Origin of the sequence: Kribbella turkmenica, from assembly GCF_004348725.1 — a bacterium.
Lineage (GTDB): Bacteria > Actinomycetota > Actinomycetes > Propionibacteriales > Kribbellaceae > Kribbella > Kribbella turkmenica.
The window spans coordinates 31,188-52,103 of record NZ_SMKR01000030.1; the positions used below are offsets into that span (position 1 = coordinate 31,188).

The 20,916-nt window shown below is 68.2% G+C and carries 18 protein-coding genes; 12 read left to right on the plus strand and 6 right to left on the minus strand.

The window, feature by feature from the left end; all coding sequences use genetic code 11:
- Positions 1–18 precede the first annotated feature (18 nt).
- Together E1218_RS37140 and E1218_RS09510 are read left to right on the plus strand one after the other, a co-directional pair.
- On the plus strand, positions 19–645 hold the full coding sequence (locus E1218_RS37140; RefSeq protein ID WP_233712118.1) for an SGNH/GDSL hydrolase family protein: 627 nt from the start codon (positions 19–21) through the stop codon (positions 643–645).
- A 523-nt stretch (positions 646–1,168) separates the two neighbouring features.
- Positions 1,169–1,966, plus strand: a complete 798-nt coding sequence (locus E1218_RS09510; RefSeq protein WP_132318386.1) for a hypothetical protein — start codon at positions 1,169–1,171, stop codon at positions 1,964–1,966.
- A gap of 21 nt (positions 1,967–1,987) precedes the next feature.
- Here E1218_RS09510 and E1218_RS09515 read toward each other — a convergent pair whose 3' ends face one another.
- Positions 1,988–2,515 (minus strand): dihydrofolate reductase family protein, encoded by a 528-nt coding sequence (locus tag E1218_RS09515; RefSeq protein WP_165949205.1) that lies wholly within the window; start codon positions 2,513–2,515, stop codon positions 1,988–1,990.
- Positions 2,516–2,608: 93 nt separating this feature from the next.
- On the opposite strand from E1218_RS09515, the gene E1218_RS09520 reads away from it, so the two are divergent.
- Complete coding sequence (locus E1218_RS09520; RefSeq protein ID WP_132318390.1) at positions 2,609–3,181, plus strand: LysR family transcriptional regulator; 573 nt, start codon at positions 2,609–2,611, stop codon at positions 3,179–3,181.
- Here the strand turns inward: E1218_RS09520 and E1218_RS09525 are convergent.
- The 5 genes from E1218_RS09525 to E1218_RS09545 all read right to left on the minus strand — a co-directional run bounded on the left by E1218_RS09525 (position 3,090) and on the right by E1218_RS09545 (position 7,415).
- The gene (locus E1218_RS09525; RefSeq protein ID WP_132318392.1) at positions 3,090–4,031 is read right to left on the minus strand and encodes an alpha/beta hydrolase; all 942 of its coding nucleotides are present in this window, start codon (positions 4,029–4,031) and stop codon (positions 3,090–3,092) included. The two genes, E1218_RS09520 and E1218_RS09525, sit on opposite strands and share 92 nt — an antisense overlap.
- Positions 4,028–4,561: a hypothetical protein gene (locus E1218_RS09530; RefSeq protein WP_132318393.1), complete on the minus strand. Its 534-nt coding sequence runs from the start codon at positions 4,559–4,561 to the stop codon at positions 4,028–4,030. Before E1218_RS09530 ends, E1218_RS09525 begins: the two co-directional genes overlap by 4 nt.
- A 267-nt stretch (positions 4,562–4,828) precedes the next feature.
- On the minus strand, positions 4,829–5,317 hold the full coding sequence (locus E1218_RS09535; RefSeq protein WP_132318395.1) for a hypothetical protein: 489 nt from the start codon (positions 5,315–5,317) through the stop codon (positions 4,829–4,831).
- Between the two features lie 17 nt (positions 5,318–5,334).
- A complete protein-coding gene (locus E1218_RS09540; RefSeq protein WP_132318397.1) occupies positions 5,335–6,099 on the minus strand; it encodes a FadR/GntR family transcriptional regulator in 765 nt (254 codons plus the stop codon).
- Entirely contained in the window at positions 6,096–7,415 is a 1,320-nt protein-coding gene (locus E1218_RS09545; protein WP_132318399.1) for an L-fuconate dehydratase, read from the minus strand. Before E1218_RS09545 ends, E1218_RS09540 begins: the two co-directional genes overlap by 4 nt.
- A 141-nt stretch (positions 7,416–7,556) precedes the next feature.
- Here E1218_RS09545 and E1218_RS09550 point away from each other — a divergent pair, with 141 nt between their 5' ends.
- The 9 genes from E1218_RS09550 to E1218_RS09590 all read left to right on the plus strand — a co-directional run bounded on the left by E1218_RS09550 (position 7,557) and on the right by E1218_RS09590 (position 20,877).
- On the plus strand, positions 7,557–9,932 hold the full coding sequence (locus E1218_RS09550) for a glycoside hydrolase family 95 protein (RefSeq protein ID WP_132318401.1): 2,376 nt from the start codon (positions 7,557–7,559) through the stop codon (positions 9,930–9,932).
- 25 nt (positions 9,933–9,957) lie between these two features.
- Positions 9,958–10,950, plus strand: a complete 993-nt coding sequence (locus E1218_RS09555) for an ABC transporter permease (protein ID WP_132318403.1) — start codon at positions 9,958–9,960, stop codon at positions 10,948–10,950.
- A complete protein-coding gene (locus E1218_RS09560; protein ID WP_132318405.1) occupies positions 10,947–11,897 on the plus strand; it encodes a carbohydrate ABC transporter permease in 951 nt (316 codons plus the stop codon). Before E1218_RS09555 ends, E1218_RS09560 begins: the two co-directional genes overlap by 4 nt.
- Before the next feature lie 35 nt (positions 11,898–11,932).
- Positions 11,933–13,618, plus strand: a complete 1,686-nt coding sequence (locus tag E1218_RS09565; protein WP_132318407.1) for a type 2 periplasmic-binding domain-containing protein — start codon at positions 11,933–11,935, stop codon at positions 13,616–13,618.
- Between the two features lie 412 nt (positions 13,619–14,030).
- Entirely contained in the window at positions 14,031–15,329 is a 1,299-nt protein-coding gene (locus E1218_RS09570; protein ID WP_132318409.1) for an ABC transporter substrate-binding protein, read from the plus strand.
- Complete coding sequence (locus E1218_RS09575; protein ID WP_132318411.1) at positions 15,329–16,216, plus strand: carbohydrate ABC transporter permease; 888 nt, start codon at positions 15,329–15,331, stop codon at positions 16,214–16,216. Before E1218_RS09570 ends, E1218_RS09575 begins: the two co-directional genes overlap by 1 nt.
- Positions 16,216–17,145: a carbohydrate ABC transporter permease gene (locus tag E1218_RS09580; protein WP_132318413.1), complete on the plus strand. Its 930-nt coding sequence runs from the start codon at positions 16,216–16,218 to the stop codon at positions 17,143–17,145. Before E1218_RS09575 ends, E1218_RS09580 begins: the two co-directional genes overlap by 1 nt.
- On the plus strand, positions 17,142–19,607 hold the full coding sequence (locus E1218_RS09585) for a beta-galactosidase (protein ID WP_132318415.1): 2,466 nt from the start codon (positions 17,142–17,144) through the stop codon (positions 19,605–19,607). Before E1218_RS09580 ends, E1218_RS09585 begins: the two co-directional genes overlap by 4 nt.
- A 10-nt stretch (positions 19,608–19,617) precedes the next feature.
- Positions 19,618–20,877, plus strand: coding sequence for an ROK family transcriptional regulator (locus tag E1218_RS09590; protein ID WP_132318417.1), 1,260 nt, complete (start codon positions 19,618–19,620; stop codon positions 20,875–20,877).
- Positions 20,878–20,916: the final 39 nt, after the last annotated feature.

Below are 20,916 nucleotides of genomic sequence, written 5' to 3' on the forward strand. Positions count from 1 at the left end.
TCTAGTAGCGTCCGGTGCGTGCGCATTCTGTTTGTGGGGAACAGCTTCACGGCCCGGAACAATCTGCCCGGACTGCTCGCCGGGCTGGCCGGAGCACGCGGCATCGAGCTCGAGCACCGGCTGATCCAGGCCGGTGGCGCGTCGCTGCGGCAGCACCTCAACGGCGGGAAGGCGCTCGCGGCGCTGGCGACCGGCGGCTTTGACGTCGTCGTACTGCAGGAACAGAGCACACTGCCGATCAAGGGGCCGGAGCGGTTTCGGGAGAGCGCGCGCGACTTCGACGTCGCGATCAAGGAAGCCGGCGCGCGGACCGCGCTGTACATGACGTGGGCCCGCCGCAACGCCCCCGAGACCCAGCAGGCCCTGACGACCGAGTACGCCGCCGGCGCCGCGGAGCTCGGGGCCACGCTCGTCCCGGTCGGACTGGTCTGGGAACGCTTCCTGGCGACGCACGACGAACCGGTCCTGCACGACACGGACAACAGCCATCCAGCCCTTGCCGGCACCTACCTGGCCGCCTGCGTCTTCCTGATCACCCTGCTCGAACAAGACCCCGTCGGCACCGACGTACCGGTCAAGGGCCTGACTCCCGGAACCGCAGCCCTCCTCCGCCAGTCCGCCTGGGACATCTGTGCCTCGTTCTGACTCTTCTCGCCGGGACCGCGGCTGCTGATCGAGGTGTCCGGCGGGAACCCGGAGCCGTCAGAGGCGGTCGACATAGAGGCCGTGACCACCACGACGGCACCTTGAACAGGAAATTGCCTGTCCACGCTCCCCACAACCTGTGTTACCCACCGACCGCCCGCAGGTTTCGCCGAGTCGGTGTTCTCCTTCGGCGTCGTGGCCGAGTTTCCCGGACCAATCGCGTGCTTTAGGCAACAATCGTGGGTCGAGCGCCCGCCGGAGGGGCACGACCGCCTCCGGGTACGGCGCGTCGATGTACCGGTACTCGCCCTCGCCGAAGCGGTGCCGCGCCAGGTTGACCGTCGCCCGGAAGCGCTCGGCGTCGTCGTACAGTCCGGCGACGCGTCCGGCCCCGGCCGGGTCAGCAGTTGCGGCAGCAGAGCGGACCCGGTGAGTGCACGGGGGAAAGTTGCACGTCCACGTCTTGACGCCGTACCCGAGCGGAGTGACGGTTGGAAGAGAAATGGGTGGGCACTTGAAAGGTATGGCGGAGAGCGGTTGGGGCGCGTATTGCCGCGGCTGGCGGACGGCAGTGGTGGTACTGGTCGCGCTCGGCCTCGTCACGGCCTCCGTGTTCGTCGGGTGGTCAGCGATCGTGATCGCGTTCCTGATGGGCGGGACCCTGGTGTCGTCGGTCCACCTCAGTCTCGGACTGGCGCAGGAGCGGCCGGCAAGGGAACTGGTCCGCGACGTCCTGCGGTGGGCCGTCAGGGCAGGTCTCTGCGTGGTGGCGATCGCCGGGTTCTTCTCGGCGATCGGTTCGGCGACGGTGTGGTTGGTCGTGCTCCTCACCATCACCTCACCACCCGTTGCCGGCTGGTTCTGGCCGCAGCTCGGAGAACGCGTACGCCGGCCCGGACAATCCGAGCCGGAGGCCGAAGGAAACCTCTGCGAGGACCCGAAGCCTCAACCGCCTCAGCCGAAGCGAACGCAGCCGACGTCCGACCGGGAACGCAAACCCGGACACAGCCGGAAACACCCGAAGCCCGAGCCGCCGCCGACACCCGAGCCGGTCGCCCCGAAGGCTCCCGAGCCGGTCGACCTGACCAGCCTCAGCGACGAGGACCTCTGCCTGGCCTGGCGGCGCAGTTTCACCGAGCTCCAGAGTTGTACGACGGACGAGCAGCGACTCCTCGTGATCGCCAACCGCCACGCCTACCTGGACGAGCTCGAACGCCGGGCCCCCGACGCCTTCTCCCAGTGGCTCGACTCCGGCGCCCGTGCCGCCGGCAACCCGGCCAAGTTCTTCAGCCCGCGCACCAACCACGGCGACCCGGACTGACCCCGTCGGCACGACAGCGCACTACTTCTTCACGCGGAACCACAGGTTCAGGCTCTCGGTGCGCAGGAGCTCGAGCTGCGTGTAGGCGAGTCCCGGGCTCCGGTAGACGGGGATTCCGTCGCCGAGGAGGGCGGGCACGTAGTGGAGCACGACCTCGTCGACCAGGCCGGCGTCGAGGCAGAGGCCGGGAACGGTGCCGCCGCTGACGATGAGGTTCTTCCCGCCGGCGCCGGCCAGGGCGGCGGCGGCCACGTCCCGGATGTCGCCGGACAGGTAGGTCAGGTCCGGATGCGGCGCACTGGCCGGGTCCTTGTGGGTGTAGATGAACGTCCGCCCGTCCCAGTCACCGCCGTACGGCCGGCTCCTGTCGAAGTCGAAGTCCTCGGTGATCAGCCGCCCGCCGGTCAGGAACGCGCCGGCGGCCCGAGCGACCTCGTCGCCGATCTCGGAAGGCCCGGAGCTTGCCGCGTACCAGTTCAGGTTGTCGTCCGGTCCGGCGATGTAGCCGTCGAGCGACAGGGTCATGTGCCAGACAACGATTCCGGTCATCCGAGTGCTCCTCTCGTCACCCAGCAGCCTGCCGTCCAGCCTTCGATGCGTCCAATGCCAATCCGGCCGCGGACGCATAGATACCATCGATCCATGCTCGATCTGGTCCGGCTCCGCGTGCTCGCCGCGGTGGCCGCGCACGGGTCCGTGACCGGCGCGGCGCAGGCGTTGCACTACACCCAGCCGACGGTCAGCCACCACCTCTCGCGGTTGGAGGCGGCGACCGGCGCACGGCTGGTGCAGAAGGTCGGCCGGGGGATCCGGCTGACCCCCGAAGGTCAGGTGCTCGCGCGCCGGGCGGCCGAGATCATCGGCCGGGTCGACGCGGCCGACGCCGAGTTGGCCGCGCTGATCGGGCTGGAGGTCGGCCGGGTCTACACCAGCGACGACATCACCGTCCGGCAGGCGTTCGTCGCGCACGGGCTCGGTGTCGCCACCATGCCCGGGATGGCGCTGCGCTGGCACCAGGCGGACGGCGTTCAGGCGACCAGGATCGGCGCCGTACGCCGCATCTACCTTGCGACGTACGGCGAACCACCCGACCCACCGGCCACCGCGGCCTTCGTCGAGGCCCTCAAGCAGGCGGCTCCGGGAAGGCCTCGCGAAGATCGGAACCGATCAGCTCGATCGCGTGCCGCCCGGCCGACAGCACCGCCGGGAAGTTGAGGAACGCGTGCATCGTGTCGGCGTATTCGACCAGCCGCGCCGGTACGCCGTCGGCCTCGAGCCGGGCCGCATAGTTGCGGGCGTCGTCCCGCAGTGGATCCCGGCCGGCCGCGAGGACGAGCGCCGGCGGAAGTCCCGCCAGGCTCTCGGCCCGCAGCGGCACGGCGGTGGCCGGCAACTCGCCGTCCGGGAAGTACTGCGCCGACGACCAGCGACCGGGCGCGATGCTGAGGAACGTGCCGTCGAAGAGCCGGAAGGACTCGGTGTCCTGGTCGCGATCGAGGCTCGGATAACAGAGGATCTGCCGGTCGGGCAGTACGCCGCCGCCGTCTCGCGCGAGCAGACACGCGCCGGCTGCGAGCGCACCTCCGGCACTCTGGCCACCGACCGCGATCCGGCCGTCGCCGTTGAGCTTCGTGCGGTGGTCGCGGATCCACCCGAGCGTGTCGCGGACGTCGTGAAGCGCGGCCGGATAAGGGTGTTCGGGGGCGAGCCGGTAGTTGAGCGAAACAACGATAACGTTGCCCGCGGCAGCGATCCCGGACGTCGCGGCCTCGATGTCGCGCAAGTCCCCGCCGATGAAGCCACCGCCGTGCAGCCACAGCAGCACAGGCCTCGGAGCGTCTGTGATGGGGTGATAGACGCGCGCCTGGAGTCGCCCGTCGATGGTGAGGTCCTTCGGTCGTGTCCCCGGATCGCAGAGCCCCGCCAGCGCGGGGTCGGGCAGTTCCTCACGATCGAGCAGCAGCGCCTGGTACGGATCTGGCTCTGGACCCTCCGGCTCAGCGGCGAAGCGAGCCAGCACGGCATCGGTCTCCGCCTGGAAAGCGGGCCGGCTGACGACGGTCATGCGGGCACCTGCGCGGGGTTGAGGTGCCGGGCGGCGTGGCCGAACAACGTGCCGTCGGGCGGGGTCGCGGCGTACTCGGCGAGCGCTCCGATGCCGCCGTCGTACCCACCGCCGGTCGACGGGTCGTGCCACGACGTCTCGTCGTACTGCCGGATCTCGGCGACGAGCGCGTCGGCGACACTGTGGAAGCGGTGCAGGAGCAGGGCAGACGGGATGTGCCGGCCGGCTTCGACGCCGCCGGCGTTGAGCGCACTGCCCGCGTCCGCAGTCTCCCAGCGCGGGTCGATGCTCCAGTGCACCCGCCCGGCGGCAGCGTCGCGGAGTACGGCGAGAGTGATCTCGTCCCACATCAGGATGTGCGCCGTCAGGTCGTGCAACGAGTCGCAGAAGTGCCCGAGAGGCCCGGACACCACCCGGTACGGCGCTCGGAGTTCGGCTTCGGTCAGTCCGTCGATCCGGTCCCGCAACAACTGGTGGTCGGCCTGCAGCAGCCGGGCCGCCTCGCTCGGGGATGTAGTCGGTGTACGCATACCCCGAGCCAACCAGCCCGACTGCTGCTTCGCGCCTCGATTGACGGATGTCCGCAATCCATCGGCTCGTGGTCGACCGCCGCCCGCAGACGGGCGACCGTCTCGGCCGGCCGGGTGTAGACCGCCAGGTAAAGGCCGAAGAGGCTCGCACCGTAGATCGCGACGCCCGCGGCCAGGGCGCCACCAACGCTGACTCCGATCATCACGAACGCCCACAGGCTGGTCCGCCGGTCTGGTGGCGCGGCTGACCCGCAGCGGGCGCCGTGCTCAACCTCGCAGCGCCCGCTTCCGCCTTGCCTGGTCAACCACGATCAGAGCAGCACCGAGCGCGGCCAGGCCGAGGAACGAACCGGCGGCACTCAGCGCCGGTCCGAGGAACACGTCGGCGGTGTGGCGGCGGCCGGCGTAGTACGTCGTGCTCGTCCCGGCGCAGGTGACCTCGACGCTCTGCGCGGGAATCTCGTGCACCGAGTGCGCGACCACGTAGTAGACCTCACCGGCGACGTCCCACTGCTCCGACCGGGACGGCTCCTCGAGCGTGATCGCCGTACCGTTCGCGTCCTTCGCCGTACAGGGCTGACCGGCGCCGCGCTCGGCCGCGAAGATCGTCAGCCCCGGCCCGTCGAGCGAGACCGCGCCGTTGCCGACCGGCGTCGGTGCGCCGGGAATCGTGCCCGTCAGCCGAACGACGAAGTAGCCGCTCACCACCAACGCCAGCACGCAACAGCCGATGCCGATCCACCCCAGTTTCCGCATGCGCCGAAGACTAGTGGCTACTTCGTGCCCGGCTCACTCGTGGCCGGGTTCGTCGTACTGCGTTCGAGGAGATAGTCCTCGACGGTGAACAGATGTGCGGACATGTGGGTCCGGGCCCGGTCCGGCTGGTGGGCGGTGAGTGCGGCAAGGATGGCGAGGTGTTCCCGGTGCGAAGTCTCGTCGGCGCCGGGCTGGGAGATGGAGCGGCGCAGCCGGTCGCGCATCGTTCGTCCGCCCAGCGCGTCGATCAGCGCGGCCAGCACCGGGTTGTTCGAGGCCTCCGCGACGATGCGGTGGAAGGCGATGTCGTTCTCGATCACCGTCTCGTGGTTGGGTTCCTCGCGGGCCAGTTCGGCCTCGTTGTGGCGCAGCAGTTCCGCGGCGGCGTCCAGTGCCGCAGCGCCGATGTGCAGCGCCGCCACGGCGGCGGCCTCCGTCTCGAGGATCCGGCGGACCGCGTGCAGGTGGATCGTTCCGCGGCCGTCGTGCAGATCGACGACGAAGCCCATCGGCACCAGCAACATCGACGGATCCAGATTGGTGACGTACGTGCCGTCACCCTGCCGCGTCTCGAGGACGCCCATCATCGACAGTGCGCGGACTCCCTCCCGCAAAGGATTCCTCGAGACGCCGAAGGCGGCCGCGAGGTCCTTCTCGACAGGCAGCCGGTCGCCCGGCCGGAGCCGGCCCTCGATGATCATCTGCCGGATGCTCTGCACCACGACGTCGGTCTGCGAGACACCGGGAGTGCGCGGCGGCACGGCCGTCTTCGGGGGCGTCATGGAAGCCGGTCCGCGGCCGCGAGGGAGGTCCAGTAGGCGCCGTCCGGGAACTGGTAGGTCTGGAAGGACTTCCTGTGCATCTCGGCACTGTAACCGGGAGCGGTCGGCAGGACGTACGCACCGTCACGGATCACGCAGGGGTCGACGAAGTGCTCGTGCAGGTGGTCGACGTACTCGGTGACCCGGCCGTCGAGGCTGCCCGAGACGGCGACGTAGTCGAAGATCGCGAGGTGCTGGACGAGCTCGCACAGACCGACCCCGCCGGCGTGCGGGCAGACCGGAACGTCGAACCATGCGGCGAGCAGGTAGACCGCGAGTACTTCGTTGACGCTGCCGAGCCGGGCTGCGTCGAGCTGGCAGTAGTCGATGGCGCCGGCCTGGAACATCTGCTTGAACAGCACCCGGTTCATCCCGTGCTCGCCGGTGGCGACGCCGATGGGTGCCACCGCCTTCCGGATCGCGGCGTGGCCGAGGATGTCGTCGGGACTGGTCGGTTCCTCGATCCACAGCGGCTCGAACTCCGCCAGCGCCTTGACCCATTCGATCGCCTGCGGGACGTCCCAGACCTGGTTCGCGTCGATCATCAGGTGCCCGTCCGGGCCGAGGACCTCGCGGGCGATGCCGCATCGCCGGATGTCGTCGGCCAGGTTGGCGCCTACCTTGAGCTTGACATGTCTGTAGCCTGCGGCAACGGCCTTTTCGCAGAGCCCGCGCAGCTTGGCGTCGGAGTACCCGAGCCACCCGGCCGACGTGGTGTAGCACGGGTATCCAGAGGCCCGGAGCTCCGCGATTCGTTGGTGACGTCCCGCTTCCTGCCGGGTCAGCAGGGTGACCGCCTGGTCCGGGGTCAGCACGTCGGTCAGGTAGCGCAGGTCGGCGGCCTGGACGAGTTGTTCGGGTGACATCTCGGTCAGCAGCCGCCACAGGGGTACGCCGGCCCGCCGGGCGGCCAGGTCCCACAGCGCGTTCATCACCGCGGCCAGCGCGAGATGGACGACTCCCTTGTCCGGGCCGAGCCAGCGCAACTGGCTGTCCGACTGCAGTTCCCGGTAGATCCCGCCGAGGTCGCCGCAGAGGACGTCGACGTCCCGGCCGATCAGCGGCTCGGCGCGCTGGGCCGCGGCGGCGACGCACAGGTCGTTGCCGCGGCCGATGGTGAAGGTGAAGCCGTACCCAGTGAGCTCCGGGTCGTCCGTGTGCAGGACGACGTACGCCGCCGAGTAGTCGCCGTCCTGGTTCATCGCGTCGGATCCGTCCTGCGTCAGCGAGGTCGGGAAGCGGACGTCGATGACCTCCACCGAGGTGATGTGTGGCATGGCGAGCCCCTCACTATCAGCGATAGATGGGATCTTTTCCCCTGTTCGATGCCGTTCAGTATGGACCACGCCGCCAACCGACGCTACGATCCCGGAAAATCATGGGATTAATACCTCGTCAGCTCGACGGAGGAGTCTCGGATGGGCAACCTGGTGGGCTCGAACCGCGCCGGTCTCCAGCGGCTGTACTACGACCGGCCGGCGGACACCTGGCTGGAGGCGTTGCCACTGGGCAACGGCCGGCTCGGGGCGATGTGCTTCGGCGGTGTCGGCAAGGACCGGATCGGACTGAACGACGAGACGTTGTGGTCCGGCGGTCCGGAGACCGCCCGGTCGCTGTCGACTCCACTCGGTGCGACCGGCGCGGAGGCGGTGCAGGCTGTGCGCGAGGCGCTCAGGGCCGGCGACATCCGCCGAGCACATGAGCTCGCATGTGGCTTCCACTCCGGCTACTCACAGGCGTATCTGCCGCTCGGCGATCTCCTGCTCGAGACCCGCGTCGGCGGTACTACGCCGGCCGCCGGCGAGCTGACGCGGTATCACCGGGAGCTCGATCTGGACGCCGCGATCGCCACGTCGGAGTTCGAGGTCGGGGGAGTGGCGGTTCGGCAAGAGGTCTTCGTCAGCGCGCCGGACGGTGTAATGGTCCAACGAATGACCGCGAGCGAGCCGGTCCTGGCGCTCGAATGCCGGCTGACGTCGCAGTTGCTGTCGACGCCGCGCGCAGTCGACAGCGGACTCGGGCTGCTCCTGCAGGCTCCGGCTGACGTCGCGCCGCCCCACCGCGACGTGCCCGAGCCGATCCGGTACTCCGACGGCGCGGACCGGGGTATGGCGGCCGCGATCGCGTTACGTGCCTCGAGTGACGGCGAGATCAGGTCCACCGACTCCGAACTCGTTGTCGAGGGCGCAACCGAGATCACGCTGATCCTCTCGTCAGCGACCGGGTACGACGGTCCGTTCGTGACGCCCACGCGGACGGCGGAGGAGTGCTGGGCTGCCGCGGATCAGGTCGTGCGCGCGGCCTTCGACCGCGAGTACGACGCGCTGCTGGCCGATCACCAGCAGGATCACCGGCGGCTCTACCGGCGTGCGTCACTGGAGCTGACCGGGCCGGCGGAGCAGTCCGTGCCGCCGACAGACGTACGGGTGGCGCGTGCGGTCGACGTCGAGGACCCGGCCCTGGCAGCGCTGATCTTCAACTACGGCCGCTACCTGATGGTCGCGAGCTCGCGGCCAGGCGGCCTGCCCACCACTTTGCAGGGGATCTGGAACGACATCCTGCGGCCGCCGTGGAGCTCGAACTACACGATCAACATCAACACCGAGATGAACTACTGGCCGGCGGAGACGACCAACCTCTCCGAGTGCCACGAGCCGCTGTTCCGGTTTATCGATCAGCTCGCCCAGGCAGGACGCAGTACCGCCCGCGAACGCTACGGCTGCGGCGGGTGGACCGCGCACCACAACGCCGACACGTGGTGCTGGACCTTTCCGGTGGAGGGCGACCCACGGTGGTCGAACTGGCCACTCGCCGGCGCGTGGCTGGTCCGGCATCTGTGGGACCACTACGAGTTCACCGAGGACCTGACCTTCCTGGGCGAATCCTGGCCGGTGCTCCGGCGGGCAGCGGAGTTCTGTCTGGACTGGCTGGTCGAGATGCCGGACGGCAGTCTCGGTACGGCACCGTCGACGTCGCCGGAGAACGACTACATCGCGGACGACGGGCGTCCCGCCTCGGTCACCGAATCGTCGACCATGGACCTCGCGCTCATCTCGGACCTGTTCCTGCACGTCGAGCAGTCCGCCGAGCTGCTCGACGTCGTCGACCCGCTCGTCGCCGAACTGTCGACAGCCCGCAAGCGCATTCCCGATCCACGGATCGGTGCCCGCGGGCAGTTGCAGGAGTGGGCCGCGGACCTGCAGGAGGAGGATCCGCATCACCGCCACATGTCCCACCTGACCGGTCTGCATCCAGCGGACGCGATCACGCCGGACAGCACACCCGGCCTGGCCGTCGCGGCAGCGCGATCGCTCGACCTCCGCGGGGACGAGGCGACGGGTTGGTCGCTGGCGTGGAAGGTCTGCCTGCGCGCCCGCCTCCGCGACCAGGCCGCCGCGCATCGCCTCGTCCGGGCGTTCCTGCGGCCGGCTGACGACCGGGCCACCGGTCACGTCGGCAGTGGCGCCGGCGTCTACCCGAACCTGTTCTGCGCCCATCCGCCGTTCCAGATCGACGGCAACTTCGGTGTCACGGCCGGAATCGCGGAGATGCTGCTGCAGAGCCACGGCGGCGAGGTCGAGCTGCTGCCGGCGCTGCCGGCCGAGTGGCCGAGCGGACGCGTCACCGGTCTCCGGGCGCGCGGCGGCCTGGTCGTCGACATCGCGTGGACGCCGAACGGCGTCGAGGCGGTCCTCACCGCCGACCGGGACCAGGAACGGATCGTCCGGTACGGCGAGGAGCGGATGCCGGTCCGGCTGACCGCCGGAGCCGGCCAGCGGGTGAGCTCGAGTTGACCGCCGGTCCGGACGAGGAGGTCTGATGGCAACCCTGACACGCATCCCGCCGCCCGTCGGCGAAGCACCGGCCGCGCAGCGTCGACACCGGCGGCGCGAGCGCACCACCCTCACCGGTCTGCGCAGGAGTCTGCGCCGGCACTGGACCCTCTACCTCCTGATGGTCGTGCCGCTGATCTGGTTCGTGGTGTTCAAGTACATCCCGATGTCGAACGCCGTTCTGGCGTTCAAGAACTACAACGTGGTGGCGGGCATCTGGGGCAGCCAGTGGGTCGGCTTCCGCAACTTCGAGCTGTTCTTCGAGAACCCGGTCTTCTGGACGCTGCTCAAGAACACCTTCCTGCTGTCCGTCTACACCGTCGCCGCCAGCTTCCCGCTCGCGATCATCCTGGCGATCGCGCTGAACGAGATCCGCACCGGGCTGTTCAAGAAGACCGTCCAGATGGTGACGTACGCGCCGTACTTCATCTCCACGGTGGTCGTCGTCTCGATGACCATCCTGGTACTGTCGCCGCGGCTCGGCATCGTCAACGAGGGCCTCGGGTTCTTCGGCGTCCCGGCGGTCGACTTCCTCGGCAACCCGGACTACTTCCGGCACATCTACGTCTGGTCCGACGTCTGGCAGACCACCGGGTACTCCGCCGTCATCTACCTGGCCGCCCTCGCGGGGATCGACCCGGCGCTGCACGAGGCCGCGAAGGTCGACGGCGCCGGCCGGCTGCGGCGGATCCTGCACGTCGACCTGCCCGGCATCATGCCGACCGCCGTGATCATCCTGGTACTTGCGGTGGGCAACATCATGGCGATCGGCTTCGAGAAGGCGTTCCTCTTCCAGAACCCGCTGAACCTCAGCGAGTCCGAGATCATCGCCACCTACGTCTACAAGACCGGACTGCTGAACGCCGACTTCAGCCTGGCCACCGCGGTCGGGCTGTTCAACTCCGTCATCAATCTCGTCCTGCTGCTGGGGGTCAACATGGTCGCCAAGCGGATCACCGGAAACGGATTGTGGTCATGAGCGCCGACAGCCCGACCCGGACACGAGTGAGCGCGCGGGCCGAGCGCCGGGAGGCGCGAGTGCGGCGGATCCGGGAGTCCCGCACGGACCGGATGTTCATGTTCTGCGTCTACCTCCTGCTGACGGTGTTCCTGGCCGTCGTGCTGCTGCCGTTGCTGTACATCGTGGCGAGCTCGTTCAGCAGTCCGGAGGCGGTGTCGTCGGGCCGGGTGGTGTTCTGGCCGGTGGAGTTCTCGCTGCGCGGCTACCGCGCGGTGTTCGAGAACCCGCAGATCATCCAGGGTTACGTGAACTCCCTGTTCTACACGGTTGTCGGCACGGTCGTCAGTGTGGTGATGACGATCGCGATCGCGTACCCGATGTCGCGGCGTACGCTGGTCGGCCGGAACCTGGTCATGAGCCTGGTCCTGTTCACCATGCTGTTCACCGGCGGGTTGATCCCGACGTACCTGGTCGTCCAGCAGGTCGGACTGCTGGACACCCGGTGGGCCCTGATCGTCCCGCAGGCCATCGGGGTCTGGCAGGTGATCATCGCGCGGACGTACTTCCGCACCGTGATCCCCGACGAACTGGTGGAGGCGTCGCAGCTGGACGGCTGCGGCGACCTGCGGTTCCTCTGGTCGGTGGTGATTCCACTGGCCAAGCCGATGATCGCCGTGGTCGCGCTGATGTACGCGATCATGCAGTGGAACTCGTACTTCGACGCCCTGATCTACCTGAAGAACCCGGACCTGTTCCCGCTCCAGCTGGTGCTGCGCAACATCCTGATTCTCAACACCTACAGCGGTGGCGCGATCGACGCGTCCGTCGTCCTGCAGCGGCAGCAACTGGCCGATCTGCTCAAGTACTCACTGATCGTCGTGGCCAGTGTGCCGGTGCTGCTCATCTACCCGTTCGTCGCGCGCTACTTCACCAAGGGAATCATGATCGGCGCTGTCAAGGGCTGATCCTTCGCACCATCTCTACCCCTGTGAGGGACAACATGACAACTCAGCTCAGGAGAACCAAGTCCGCGGTGGTCGCCGGGCTCTGCGTGCTGGCGCTCGGTCTCGCCGCCTGCAGCGGATCCGATACGGCCACGGACCAGAGCAAGCCACTGCCCACCGTGACCGGCAACCCGGCGGTGACGCTGGACGTCTTCGCGCCCCAGGGCGCCGAGACCAATCTGGCCACGAACGAGTTCACCCAGAAGATGAACAAGAAGTTCAACATCACCTTCAAGTGGCAGACCACGACGTTCGATGCCGGCCCGGCCAAGGAGAAGCGCCAGATCTCCCTCGCCAGCGGTGACTACCCGGACCTGTACCTGCTGATCCCGTGGGTCGAACAGTTCACGCCGCCTGAGTTGCTCAAGCTGGGCAGCCAGGGCGTCGTCGTACCGCTGAACCAGCTGATCGACCAGTACGCGCCGAACATCAAGAAGGCCCTCGACGCGGAGCCGGAGTGGAAGGCGATGGCGACCGCGCCGGACGGCAAGATCTACGGCTTGCCGCAGTGGGTCGATTGCTACCACTGCTCGTACCAGGGCAAGTTGTGGATGAATTCGGCCTGGCTGAAGAAGCTCGGGCTCGAGCAGCCGAAGACCACCGAGGACATGGTCAACGTGCTGCGGGCCTTCAAGACCCAGGACCCGAACGGGAACGGCAAGGCGGACGAGATCCCGCTCAGCGCGAGCGTGCGGAGCGCCCTGATCCCGTACTTCATGAACGCCTTCATCTACAACCCGCAGGGCGCCAGCGGCTACAACAACTCAACGCTGGTCCTGAACGACGGCAAGGTCGACCTGCAGGCCAACAAGGACGGCTGGCGCGAGGGTCTGGCGTACCTGAACTCGCTCTACAAGGAAGGCCTGATCGACAAGGGCGCCTTTACCCAGAACCCCGACGCGTTGTCGCAGCAGGGCGACCGCAGCGGTGCGGTCATCCTCGGTTCGGCCACTGTCCTGCACCTGGGCGAGGCGGTCAGCATCGGCCTGCCTGACGGCCGGGACAAGCAGTACGACGCCGTACCGCCGCTGACCGGACCGAAGGGCGTGAACCACACCGGGTACAACTTCCCGAGTGCGCCGGGGGCGACGTTCGTGCTGACGAACAAGGCGACCCCGGAGGAGCAGATCCAGGCGATCAAGCTGCTCGACTACATCTTCACCGACGAGGGGCAGATCAACGGGCAGTTCGGTAGCGAGGGCAAGGGCTGGGCGAAACCGCAGCCCGGGGACGTCGCGCTCGACAAGTCACTGAAGCCGGTGTTCAAGCTGATCCCGCAGAAGCCCGGCGCGACCCCGCTGAACTCCGGGTGGGGAGCGATGGCGCAGTACAACAACACCGAGAAGTTCCGGAACTCCGAGGCGATCGCGACCGACATCTACAGCCAGCCCGGATACGAGCGGCGGTTGTTCGAGGCCACCAAGCTGTACGAGGGCAAGGAGGACAAGTCGATGATCTACCCGTTCTGGAAGGTCTGGATCGACCCGTCGCTCGGCAGTGAAGTCGCCACCCTGCAGACCAACCTCGACAACTACGTGCAGCAGAACGCACTGCAGTTCATCACCGGCTCGAAGAACATCGAGTCCGACTGGGACGCCTACGTCAAGGGCCTGGAGGGCCTCGGCCTGAAGCGCTATCTCGAGATCCAGCAAGCCGCGTACGACAAGATGCCCAACAAGTAGGTCGACCCTGGACCGGCCGGTGTGTGCCGGCCGGTCCGCTTTTCACTGACGAGAAGCGACCGCCGTTCGACGCGACGTTCGAGTCCCTGGCCACCTTCGAAGGCCTCCGACTTCCGCTTCACGCGCCGGGTCGACTCCGTCCCGGCGCGTTCCAGCTGTCCCGGCCGACGGTCCGGTGCCCTCCGAGCAATCCCACGGCATCCTGGTGGTCCTCATCCCGGGTAGTTCACCGACTCGACCTGAGTGGTATGGCGGGGCGCATCGCCTCACTCTCCGCGGAGGTCACGGTTTGAGCATCTGGGCGACGAGGCCTTGTCAGAGATTATTCCAATGGTTAGTTTAACCGCCACTTGAATCCGCGAGCGCTGCCAACGGCGCTCTCCGCAGGGTTCGCAAGGCTTGGAGGAACACGATGGACGGGACGCAGCTTTCGCGTCGGGGTTTTCTCGGGATGGGTCTGGCCGCCGGTGTCATCACGCTCACCGCGTGCGGGTCGGACAGTGACGACAAGGGTTCTTCGTCGGGTAACGCCACCGCCGCCAGCCTGGTGATGACGGTGTGGGGCGGGGAGAACGACAAGACGACGTACCAGAAGCGGATCGACCTGCTGGTGAAGAAATTCCCCGAGCTGAAGGTGACGCTGCAGCTGATCCCGAGCGACGGGTACGCCCAGAAGGTCCAGACGATGATTGCCGGCGGCAAGGGCCCGGACATCATGCAGGTCGCCGAGAGCGTCAACGTGTACTCGAGCAAGAACCAGATCCAGCCGCTGGACGAGCTGGCGTCGAAGGCCGGGCTGGACCTGGAGAAGCGATTCGGCTCGATCGGCAAGCTGTACTCGTACCAGGACAAGGTCTACGCGATCCCGGACCGCTCCGGCGCGATGATCGTCTTCTACAACAAGGCGCTGTTCGAGGCGAAGGGCATCAAGCCGCCGACCGCGGACTGGACCTGGGACGACGCGCTGAGCGCGTTCAAGGAGCTGACCGTCCCGGGCAAGCAGTGGGGCTACGCCGGCTCCGGCTGGTGGGCGCAGTGGTGGAGCTTCGTCTACCAGAACGGCGGCAAGATCATCGACGACAGCGGCAGGCCCGCGGTCGCCACCGACGAGGTGATCGAGGCGCTGCAGTGGTCCGGCGACCTGATCTTCAAGCACGGCGTCGTACCCACGCAGAAGCAGTACGCCGACATGGGCGCGGACGTCGGCGGGGACCAGGCGTTCGCCAACGGCAAGGTCGCGGTGAACACCACCGGGTTCTGGGGGATCAGCGGCCTGACGAAGTCCGCGATCGACTGGGACATCGCGCCGCTGTGGAGGGGCAAGGAGCAGGCGGTGACCGCGTTCGGCAGCGGCCTGGCGATCTCCCGGACCGCGAAGAACCCCGAGGCCGCGCTGAAGGCGATCGACTTCCTCACCTCGCCCGAGGCCCAGCAGCAGATCATCGCCACCGGCCAGGACGTGCCGGCCAACATCGAGGTGCAGAAGAGCGACGCGTTCCTGAAGCCGGCCTGGATGACCAAGCCGGTGAACATGAACGTGTTCGGCGAGTCCAGCGACTTCGTCTACCGGGCGCCGTTCATCCCCACCTGGAACGAGATGCAGAAGGCGTTCGAGGACGGACTGGCCGACTTCTGGCTGGGCAAGCAGGACGCCCGGACCGCGCTGACCGCGATCCAGAAGCGGCTCGAGTCCATCGTCAAGCCGGGCTGATGTCCAGGTTGCGACGCCGCGAGGCGATGTGGTTCTACCTGTTCGCGTCGCCGTGGATCATCGGGTTCGTCGTGTTCCTGCTCGGCCCGATGGTCGCGTCGATCTACTTCTCGCTGACCGACTGGGACTCGTTCACGCCGCCGAAGTTCGTCGGGCTGGAGAACTACACCCGGCTGCTGACCGAGGATCCGGTGTTCTGGAAGGCGTTGTGGAACACGTTCTACTACGCCGCGATCTCGGTCCCGCTGGGGCTCGGGATCGGCCTCTGGCTGGCGAACCTGCTGAACAAGCAGGTCCGCGTCCGCAAGGTGTTCCGGACTCTGATCTACCTGCCGACGCTGGTGCCGCTGGTCGCGACCGCGATGATCTTCAAGATGGTACTGGCGCCGTCCGGTCCGCTGAACGACGTGCTCGGGGTGGCCGGCATCCCGGGCCCGTCGTGGCTGCTGGAAGCGATCTGGGTGAAACCCGCGCTGGTGCTGCTGTCCGTCTGGGGTGCCGGCGGCGCGACCGTCTTGTTGCTGGCAGCCATGAAGGGCATCCCGCGGGAGCTCTACGAGGCCGCCGAGGTGGACGGCGCCGGGTCGGTCCGCCAGTTCTGGAGCATCACCGTCCCGCAGCTGACCCCGATCATCTTCTTCAACCTGATCATGGGGCTGATCGGGGCGTTCCAGGTGTTCTCCCAGGTGTACATCCTGACCAAGGGCGGGCCGAACAACGCCAGCCAGATGATGGTCCCGATGCTGTTCGACGAGGCGTTCTCCTTCTACCACATGGGGTACGCGTCGGCGCTGTCGTGGCTGTTGTTCGCCGTGATCCTGGTGTTCACGCTCCTCGCCTTCCGCACCGCCCGGCGCTGGGTGTTCTACGAGACCGAGGTGAACTGATGGCCACCATCCTGTCGGCCGCGGCACCGCCGCAGCGTGATCAGCAGCCTGAGTCGGAGCCGGGCCGGAGTCGCGAGCGGGTCCTGGGGGTGTTCCGGGCGACGCCGTTCACGTACGCCACGTTGATCGTCGTGTCCGCGGTGCTGTGTGTCCCACTGGTGTTCGTGGTCTCGATCGCACTGGCCAGTGACCAGACGGTGAACGCGAACACCTTCACGATCTTCCCGCGCGAGTTCCACTGGGAGAACTTCACCCGGGTGTTCGGCACGGACCTGCCGATGCAGCGGTTCCTGCTGAACTCGGTGATCATCTCGACCGGCGCGGTGATCGGGCAGGTGCTGTCCAGCGGGCTGGTCGGCTACGCGTTCGCGCGGTTGCGGGCGCCGGGCAAGAACACCCTGTTCATCGTCGTGCTGGCGACGATGATGATTCCGGCGCAGATCACGATGATTCCGCAGTTCATCCTGTTCAAGGAGCTCGGCTGGGTGAACACCTACCTGCCGCTGATCGTGCCGAACTTCTTCTCGAACGCGTTCAACGTGTTCCTCGTCCGCCAGTTCGTGTCCCGGCTGCCGAGTGAGATCGACGAGGCCGCGATGGTCGACGGGCTGGGCTTCTTCGGCATCTACCGCCGGATCATGCTGCCGATGCTCAGCCCGGTGCTGATCGCGATCGGCATCTTCACGCTGACCGCGACCTGGGGCGACTTCATGGGCCCGTTGATCTACCTCAACGACGAGACCAAGATGCCGCTCGCGCTCGGCGTGCAGTACATCACCAGTACGTCGGCCGCACTGCAGGCGCCACCGTGGAACCTGGTGATGGTCGGGTCGATCCTGCTCACCTTGCCGATGATCCTGGTGTACTACCTGGGTCAGCGGTACCTGTACGAGATGGACATCAGCGGCGGAAGCGCGGGGGTCAAATGAGTTCGGTGGAGCTGGACGTACGGGGTGTCCGGATCGACGGCCGGCCGCAGGTCGTGCTGTGCGCGTCGCTGTTCTACTTCCGGCTGCCCCGGGAGCAGTGGCGCGAGCGGCTCGACCAGGTCAAGGCGTCGGGCTACACCTGCATCGACGTCTACCTGCCGTGGAACTTCCACGAGCTCGCGCCCGGCCGCTGGTCGTTCGAGGGCCGTCGCGACGTGGCCGCCTTCCTCGACCTCGCCCACGAGGTCGGACTGCACGTCATCGCCCGGCCCGGCCCGTACATCTGCTCGGAGTGGGACGGCGGCGCGCTGCCGGCCTGGCTCGGCCTCGACCCGGACCTCCGGGTCCGGCAGAACGAGCCGCGATTCCTCGCTGCGGTGTCCGCCTGGTTCGACCGGGTGTTGCCGATCCTCGCCGCCCGGCAGCTCGGTGCGGGCGGCTCGGTGATCATGGTGCAGCTGGAGAACGAGCTGGACTTCTTCGACTGCGAGGACCGCACCGGCTACATCACCGCCCTCAGCGACCAGGTGGTCGCCCACGGCATCACGGTTCCGTTGGTCGCGTGCGCCGGTCAGGGTGACCTGTTCGGTGCTACCGGCAACGTGCGGAACGTCGTACCTGCGTGCAACTTCTACCCGAACGACGACTCCCCGCACATCGAGGCCGAGGTACGGCGGTACGCCGGACTGCTCGCGGATCGCGGGCTCCCGCTGCTGATCACCGAGACGAACCGGCGGCACCGGACGTTGCGGCGCTTGGTGGCCAGCGGGGCGTCGTTGATCGCGCCGTACCTGCAGGCGTCGGGGTGGAATTTCGGCTACACGCCGTCGAGCGGCAACTGGGGTGAACCCGGGAACTTCATGAGTCACGGCTACGACTTCGGCGGGTACGTGTCGTCCACCGGGATCGAGCGGCCGGAGTACGCCGAGGCGCAAGTGCTCGCGCGCGTCCTCGAGGCGCTCGGACCACGATTGGCGCTGGCCACCTCCGGCTCGACGGTCGAGGTTGTCGCGGACTTCCCGACCAGCGCGTCACCGTCGGCCCCGGCGCTCGACGGTGGCGGGCGGTTGGTCGCCGTACCGAACCTCGGGTCGGTCGACGGCCGGGCGATCGTGAACGGTGTCTCGGTCGCGGTCGCTGCGGACTCCTGTCCGCTGATGCCGGTGGACCTGCCGCTGGGCGACTGCGTCCTCAGGCTCGCGTCGGCCGATCTCGTCGGGCTGTCCGACGACGCCCTCACCTTCTCGTCGACGGTTCCGGTGACTGTTGTCATCGGCAACACCTGGGCGGAGATCGCGGTTGGAACGACGCGGATTGTCGACAATGTGACGATCTGCGTGGAGGAGCCGCGTGGTGTCGTCGCGCCCGACAAGGCCGAGCCGCTCGAGGTGGCGGCTGTCCGGCGGCGGGACGCCGTACCCCCTGAAGAACCGGCGGGGACGCATGAGCTCCCGCCAACATTGGAGTCGCTCGGTGTCTATCGCGGACGAGGGACCTACGCGGCGACCGCGGACCTCACCGGAGTCGACGCGTTGTTGCTCATGGGCGCGGCCGATATCGTCGATCTGTCGGTCGGCGGCCGGGTCCGGACGCTGGCCGGCTTCGGCGCGACCGAGCGGATCGACGTTCGCGGGCTCACGGGTGAGATCCAGGCGACCGCCGAGATCTGGGGCCATGCGAACTTCGACGACGCGCGGCTGCCGGCGCTCGGGCTCGGCGCTCTGCGTGGCCTCGGCACGCTGTGGTCGGTCGTCGATGCCGAGGACATCTCCTCGTTGTGGACGGTCGAGGGCCACTGGGCGAGCGAGCCCGCTCCGCTGCGCGGCCTCACCGGTTGGAGCAGCACCCGCGTCGGTACGCCGGTGACGTACAGCCGCCGAATCGACTCGACCGCGACGACCGCGTTGCACCTGACGGGCGTCCGGGAGCCGGTCAGCGTGACGGTCGGGGACGGTGAGCCCACCACGGTGCACGCCGAGGATCCTTGGGTGCTGCTGCCCGCGGGGACCAAGCAGGTCTCGGTGACGGTGCCGCACAACCCGAGTGGAGGTGGTCTCGGCGCCGAGTTGCTGACCTTGCGGCCGGTGACCGACTGGACGTGCGCTGTCCAGGACGACGAGTTGCTCACCACCTTCGCTCAGCAGAAGGCGTCCGCGACGACGGAGATCTCGTTGCCGCTGACTTTGCGACCGGGGGAGGAGGTCTGGCTCGACGTACCGCTTCCAACGTTGCAGAATGGATCGGTTGTCCGGCCCGAGGGCACGCAGGTGCGGGTCACCGGCTGGGCTTCCGGGGAGTGTGTCGGCCGGGTCTGGCTCGGCGGGCGTCCAGCGTTCTCCGGCGGCGATCCCGACGTACTCTGGATTCCGCCGGGATGGTCCGGGCTGACGCTGCTGGTCCGGGCCGTCGACGGTCCGGCCGCTCCCGAGCTGCGAAGGCTGAGGGTCGAGTCACCGAACTGAGGGGGAGAGGTTGCCGAGGCAGACGTCTCGTGATCTGCGCAACGAGAGCCGGTTCGAGGTGCTGCACGCGCTGTTCTCGCTCGGTCCGTCGACCCGGCAGGAGATCGCGAAGCACACCGGGCTGAGCACGGCGACCGTGGCCACGCTGGTCACCCAGTTCCTGGCCGAGGGCGTGCTGCGGATCGCGACGGTCGAGCAGAACACCGTCGGCCGCCCGTACGAACGGCTCAGCATCGACCCCGACCGTGGCCGGATCCTCGGCATCGACGTGGCCGAGACGTACGTCGACGCGACCGTGTACGACGTCACCCTCGGCCCGCTCGGGCAGAGCGAGGTCGCCCTCGACGAGCACGAGAACGACCAGGCGTACGTCGTCGGCGGCATCGTCCGCGCGGTCGAGGCGGCGGTCGCGGCCAGCGGCACCCGGCGCGACCAGATCATCGGTGCCGGCGTGAGCATGCCGGGGCAGGTCCGGCCGGACGCCGGTGTCTCGGTGTTCGCGCCGAACTGGGACTGGCACGACGTCAAGATCGAGGAACTCCTCGAGGAACGCCTCAGCATGCCCGTGTACGTCGACAACCCGCTCAAGGCGGTCGCGCTCTCGGAGATGTGGTTCGGGGTCGGCCGGGAGACCAAGACGATGGCCGTCGTCAACCTCGGCACCGGCGTCGGCGCGGGGATCGCGATCGACGGCTCGCTGCTGCGTGGCGCGGCCAACAACGCGGGTGAGTGGGGTCACACGCTCCTGCAGTTGGACGGCCGGCAGTGCCGGTGCGGCCGGCGCGGCTGTGTCGAGGCGTACCTCGGGGTGCACGGTCTGGAGATGTCGCTGGCGGAGATCGACCCGGACCACCCGGCGCTGCGGCAGCCGTTGCAGCGGGGCTTCGTCGACGCGGTCGCGGAGGGCCTGGCGGCCGACGACCCGGCGCTGCTCGAGCTTGCCCGGCGTACCTCGCACTATCTCGCGGCCGGGCTCGGCGACCTGATCAATCTGCTGAACATCTCACATGTCACGTTGACCGGGTGGACGACCGAGGCGCTGGCCGAGTGGCTGCTTCCCGCCGTTCGGGCTGAGCTGCCGGAGCACGTGCTGCCGGGGTCGCAGCCGGGGTTGACCGTGGAGGCGTCGCGGGTGCCGGGCAACGCGGTGGCGCTCGGGATGGCGACGTTCACGTTGGAGCAGTTCCTGGGTGCCTTGGGGCTGGCGAGCCCGGCGAGTGCGCCCGGGACGCGCCGTCGGCTGCGCACCCCCGCCTCGGCCAAGTCCTAGCCGGCCGCTTCCTCGAACTCGCGCGGTGCTCGCTGGTGT

Coding starts and splice junctions, on each gene's coding strand:
- E1218_RS09560 (WP_132318405.1), top strand. CDS start 10,947: ATGAGCGCCGACAGCCCGACCCGGACACGAGTGAGCGCGCGGGCCGAG.
- E1218_RS09585 (WP_132318415.1), top strand. CDS start 17,142: ATGAGTTCGGTGGAGCTGGACGTACGGGGTGTCCGGATCGACGGCCGG.
- E1218_RS09555 (WP_132318403.1), top strand. CDS start 9,958: ATGGCAACCCTGACACGCATCCCGCCGCCCGTCGGCGAAGCACCGGCC.
- E1218_RS09535 (WP_132318395.1), bottom strand. CDS start 5,317: ATGCGGAAACTGGGGTGGATCGGCATCGGCTGTTGCGTGCTGGCGTTG.
- E1218_RS09515 (WP_165949205.1), bottom strand. CDS start 2,515: ATGACCGGAATCGTTGTCTGGCACATGACCCTGTCGCTCGACGGCTAC.
- E1218_RS09520 (WP_132318390.1), top strand. CDS start 2,609: ATGCTCGATCTGGTCCGGCTCCGCGTGCTCGCCGCGGTGGCCGCGCAC.
- E1218_RS09550 (WP_132318401.1), top strand. CDS start 7,557: ATGGGCAACCTGGTGGGCTCGAACCGCGCCGGTCTCCAGCGGCTGTAC.
- E1218_RS09545 (WP_132318399.1), bottom strand. CDS start 7,415: ATGCCACACATCACCTCGGTGGAGGTCATCGACGTCCGCTTCCCGACC.
- E1218_RS09525 (WP_132318392.1), bottom strand. CDS start 4,031: ATGACCGTCGTCAGCCGGCCCGCTTTCCAGGCGGAGACCGATGCCGTG.
- E1218_RS09575 (WP_132318411.1), top strand. CDS start 15,329: ATGTCCAGGTTGCGACGCCGCGAGGCGATGTGGTTCTACCTGTTCGCG.
- E1218_RS09540 (WP_132318397.1), bottom strand. CDS start 6,099: ATGACGCCCCCGAAGACGGCCGTGCCGCCGCGCACTCCCGGTGTCTCG.
- E1218_RS09570 (WP_132318409.1), top strand. CDS start 14,031: ATGGACGGGACGCAGCTTTCGCGTCGGGGTTTTCTCGGGATGGGTCTG.
- E1218_RS09530 (WP_132318393.1), bottom strand. CDS start 4,561: ATGCGTACACCGACTACATCCCCGAGCGAGGCGGCCCGGCTGCTGCAG.
- E1218_RS09510 (WP_132318386.1), top strand. CDS start 1,169: ATGGCGGAGAGCGGTTGGGGCGCGTATTGCCGCGGCTGGCGGACGGCA.
- E1218_RS09580 (WP_132318413.1), top strand. CDS start 16,216: ATGGCCACCATCCTGTCGGCCGCGGCACCGCCGCAGCGTGATCAGCAG.
- E1218_RS09565 (WP_132318407.1), top strand. CDS start 11,933: ATGACAACTCAGCTCAGGAGAACCAAGTCCGCGGTGGTCGCCGGGCTC.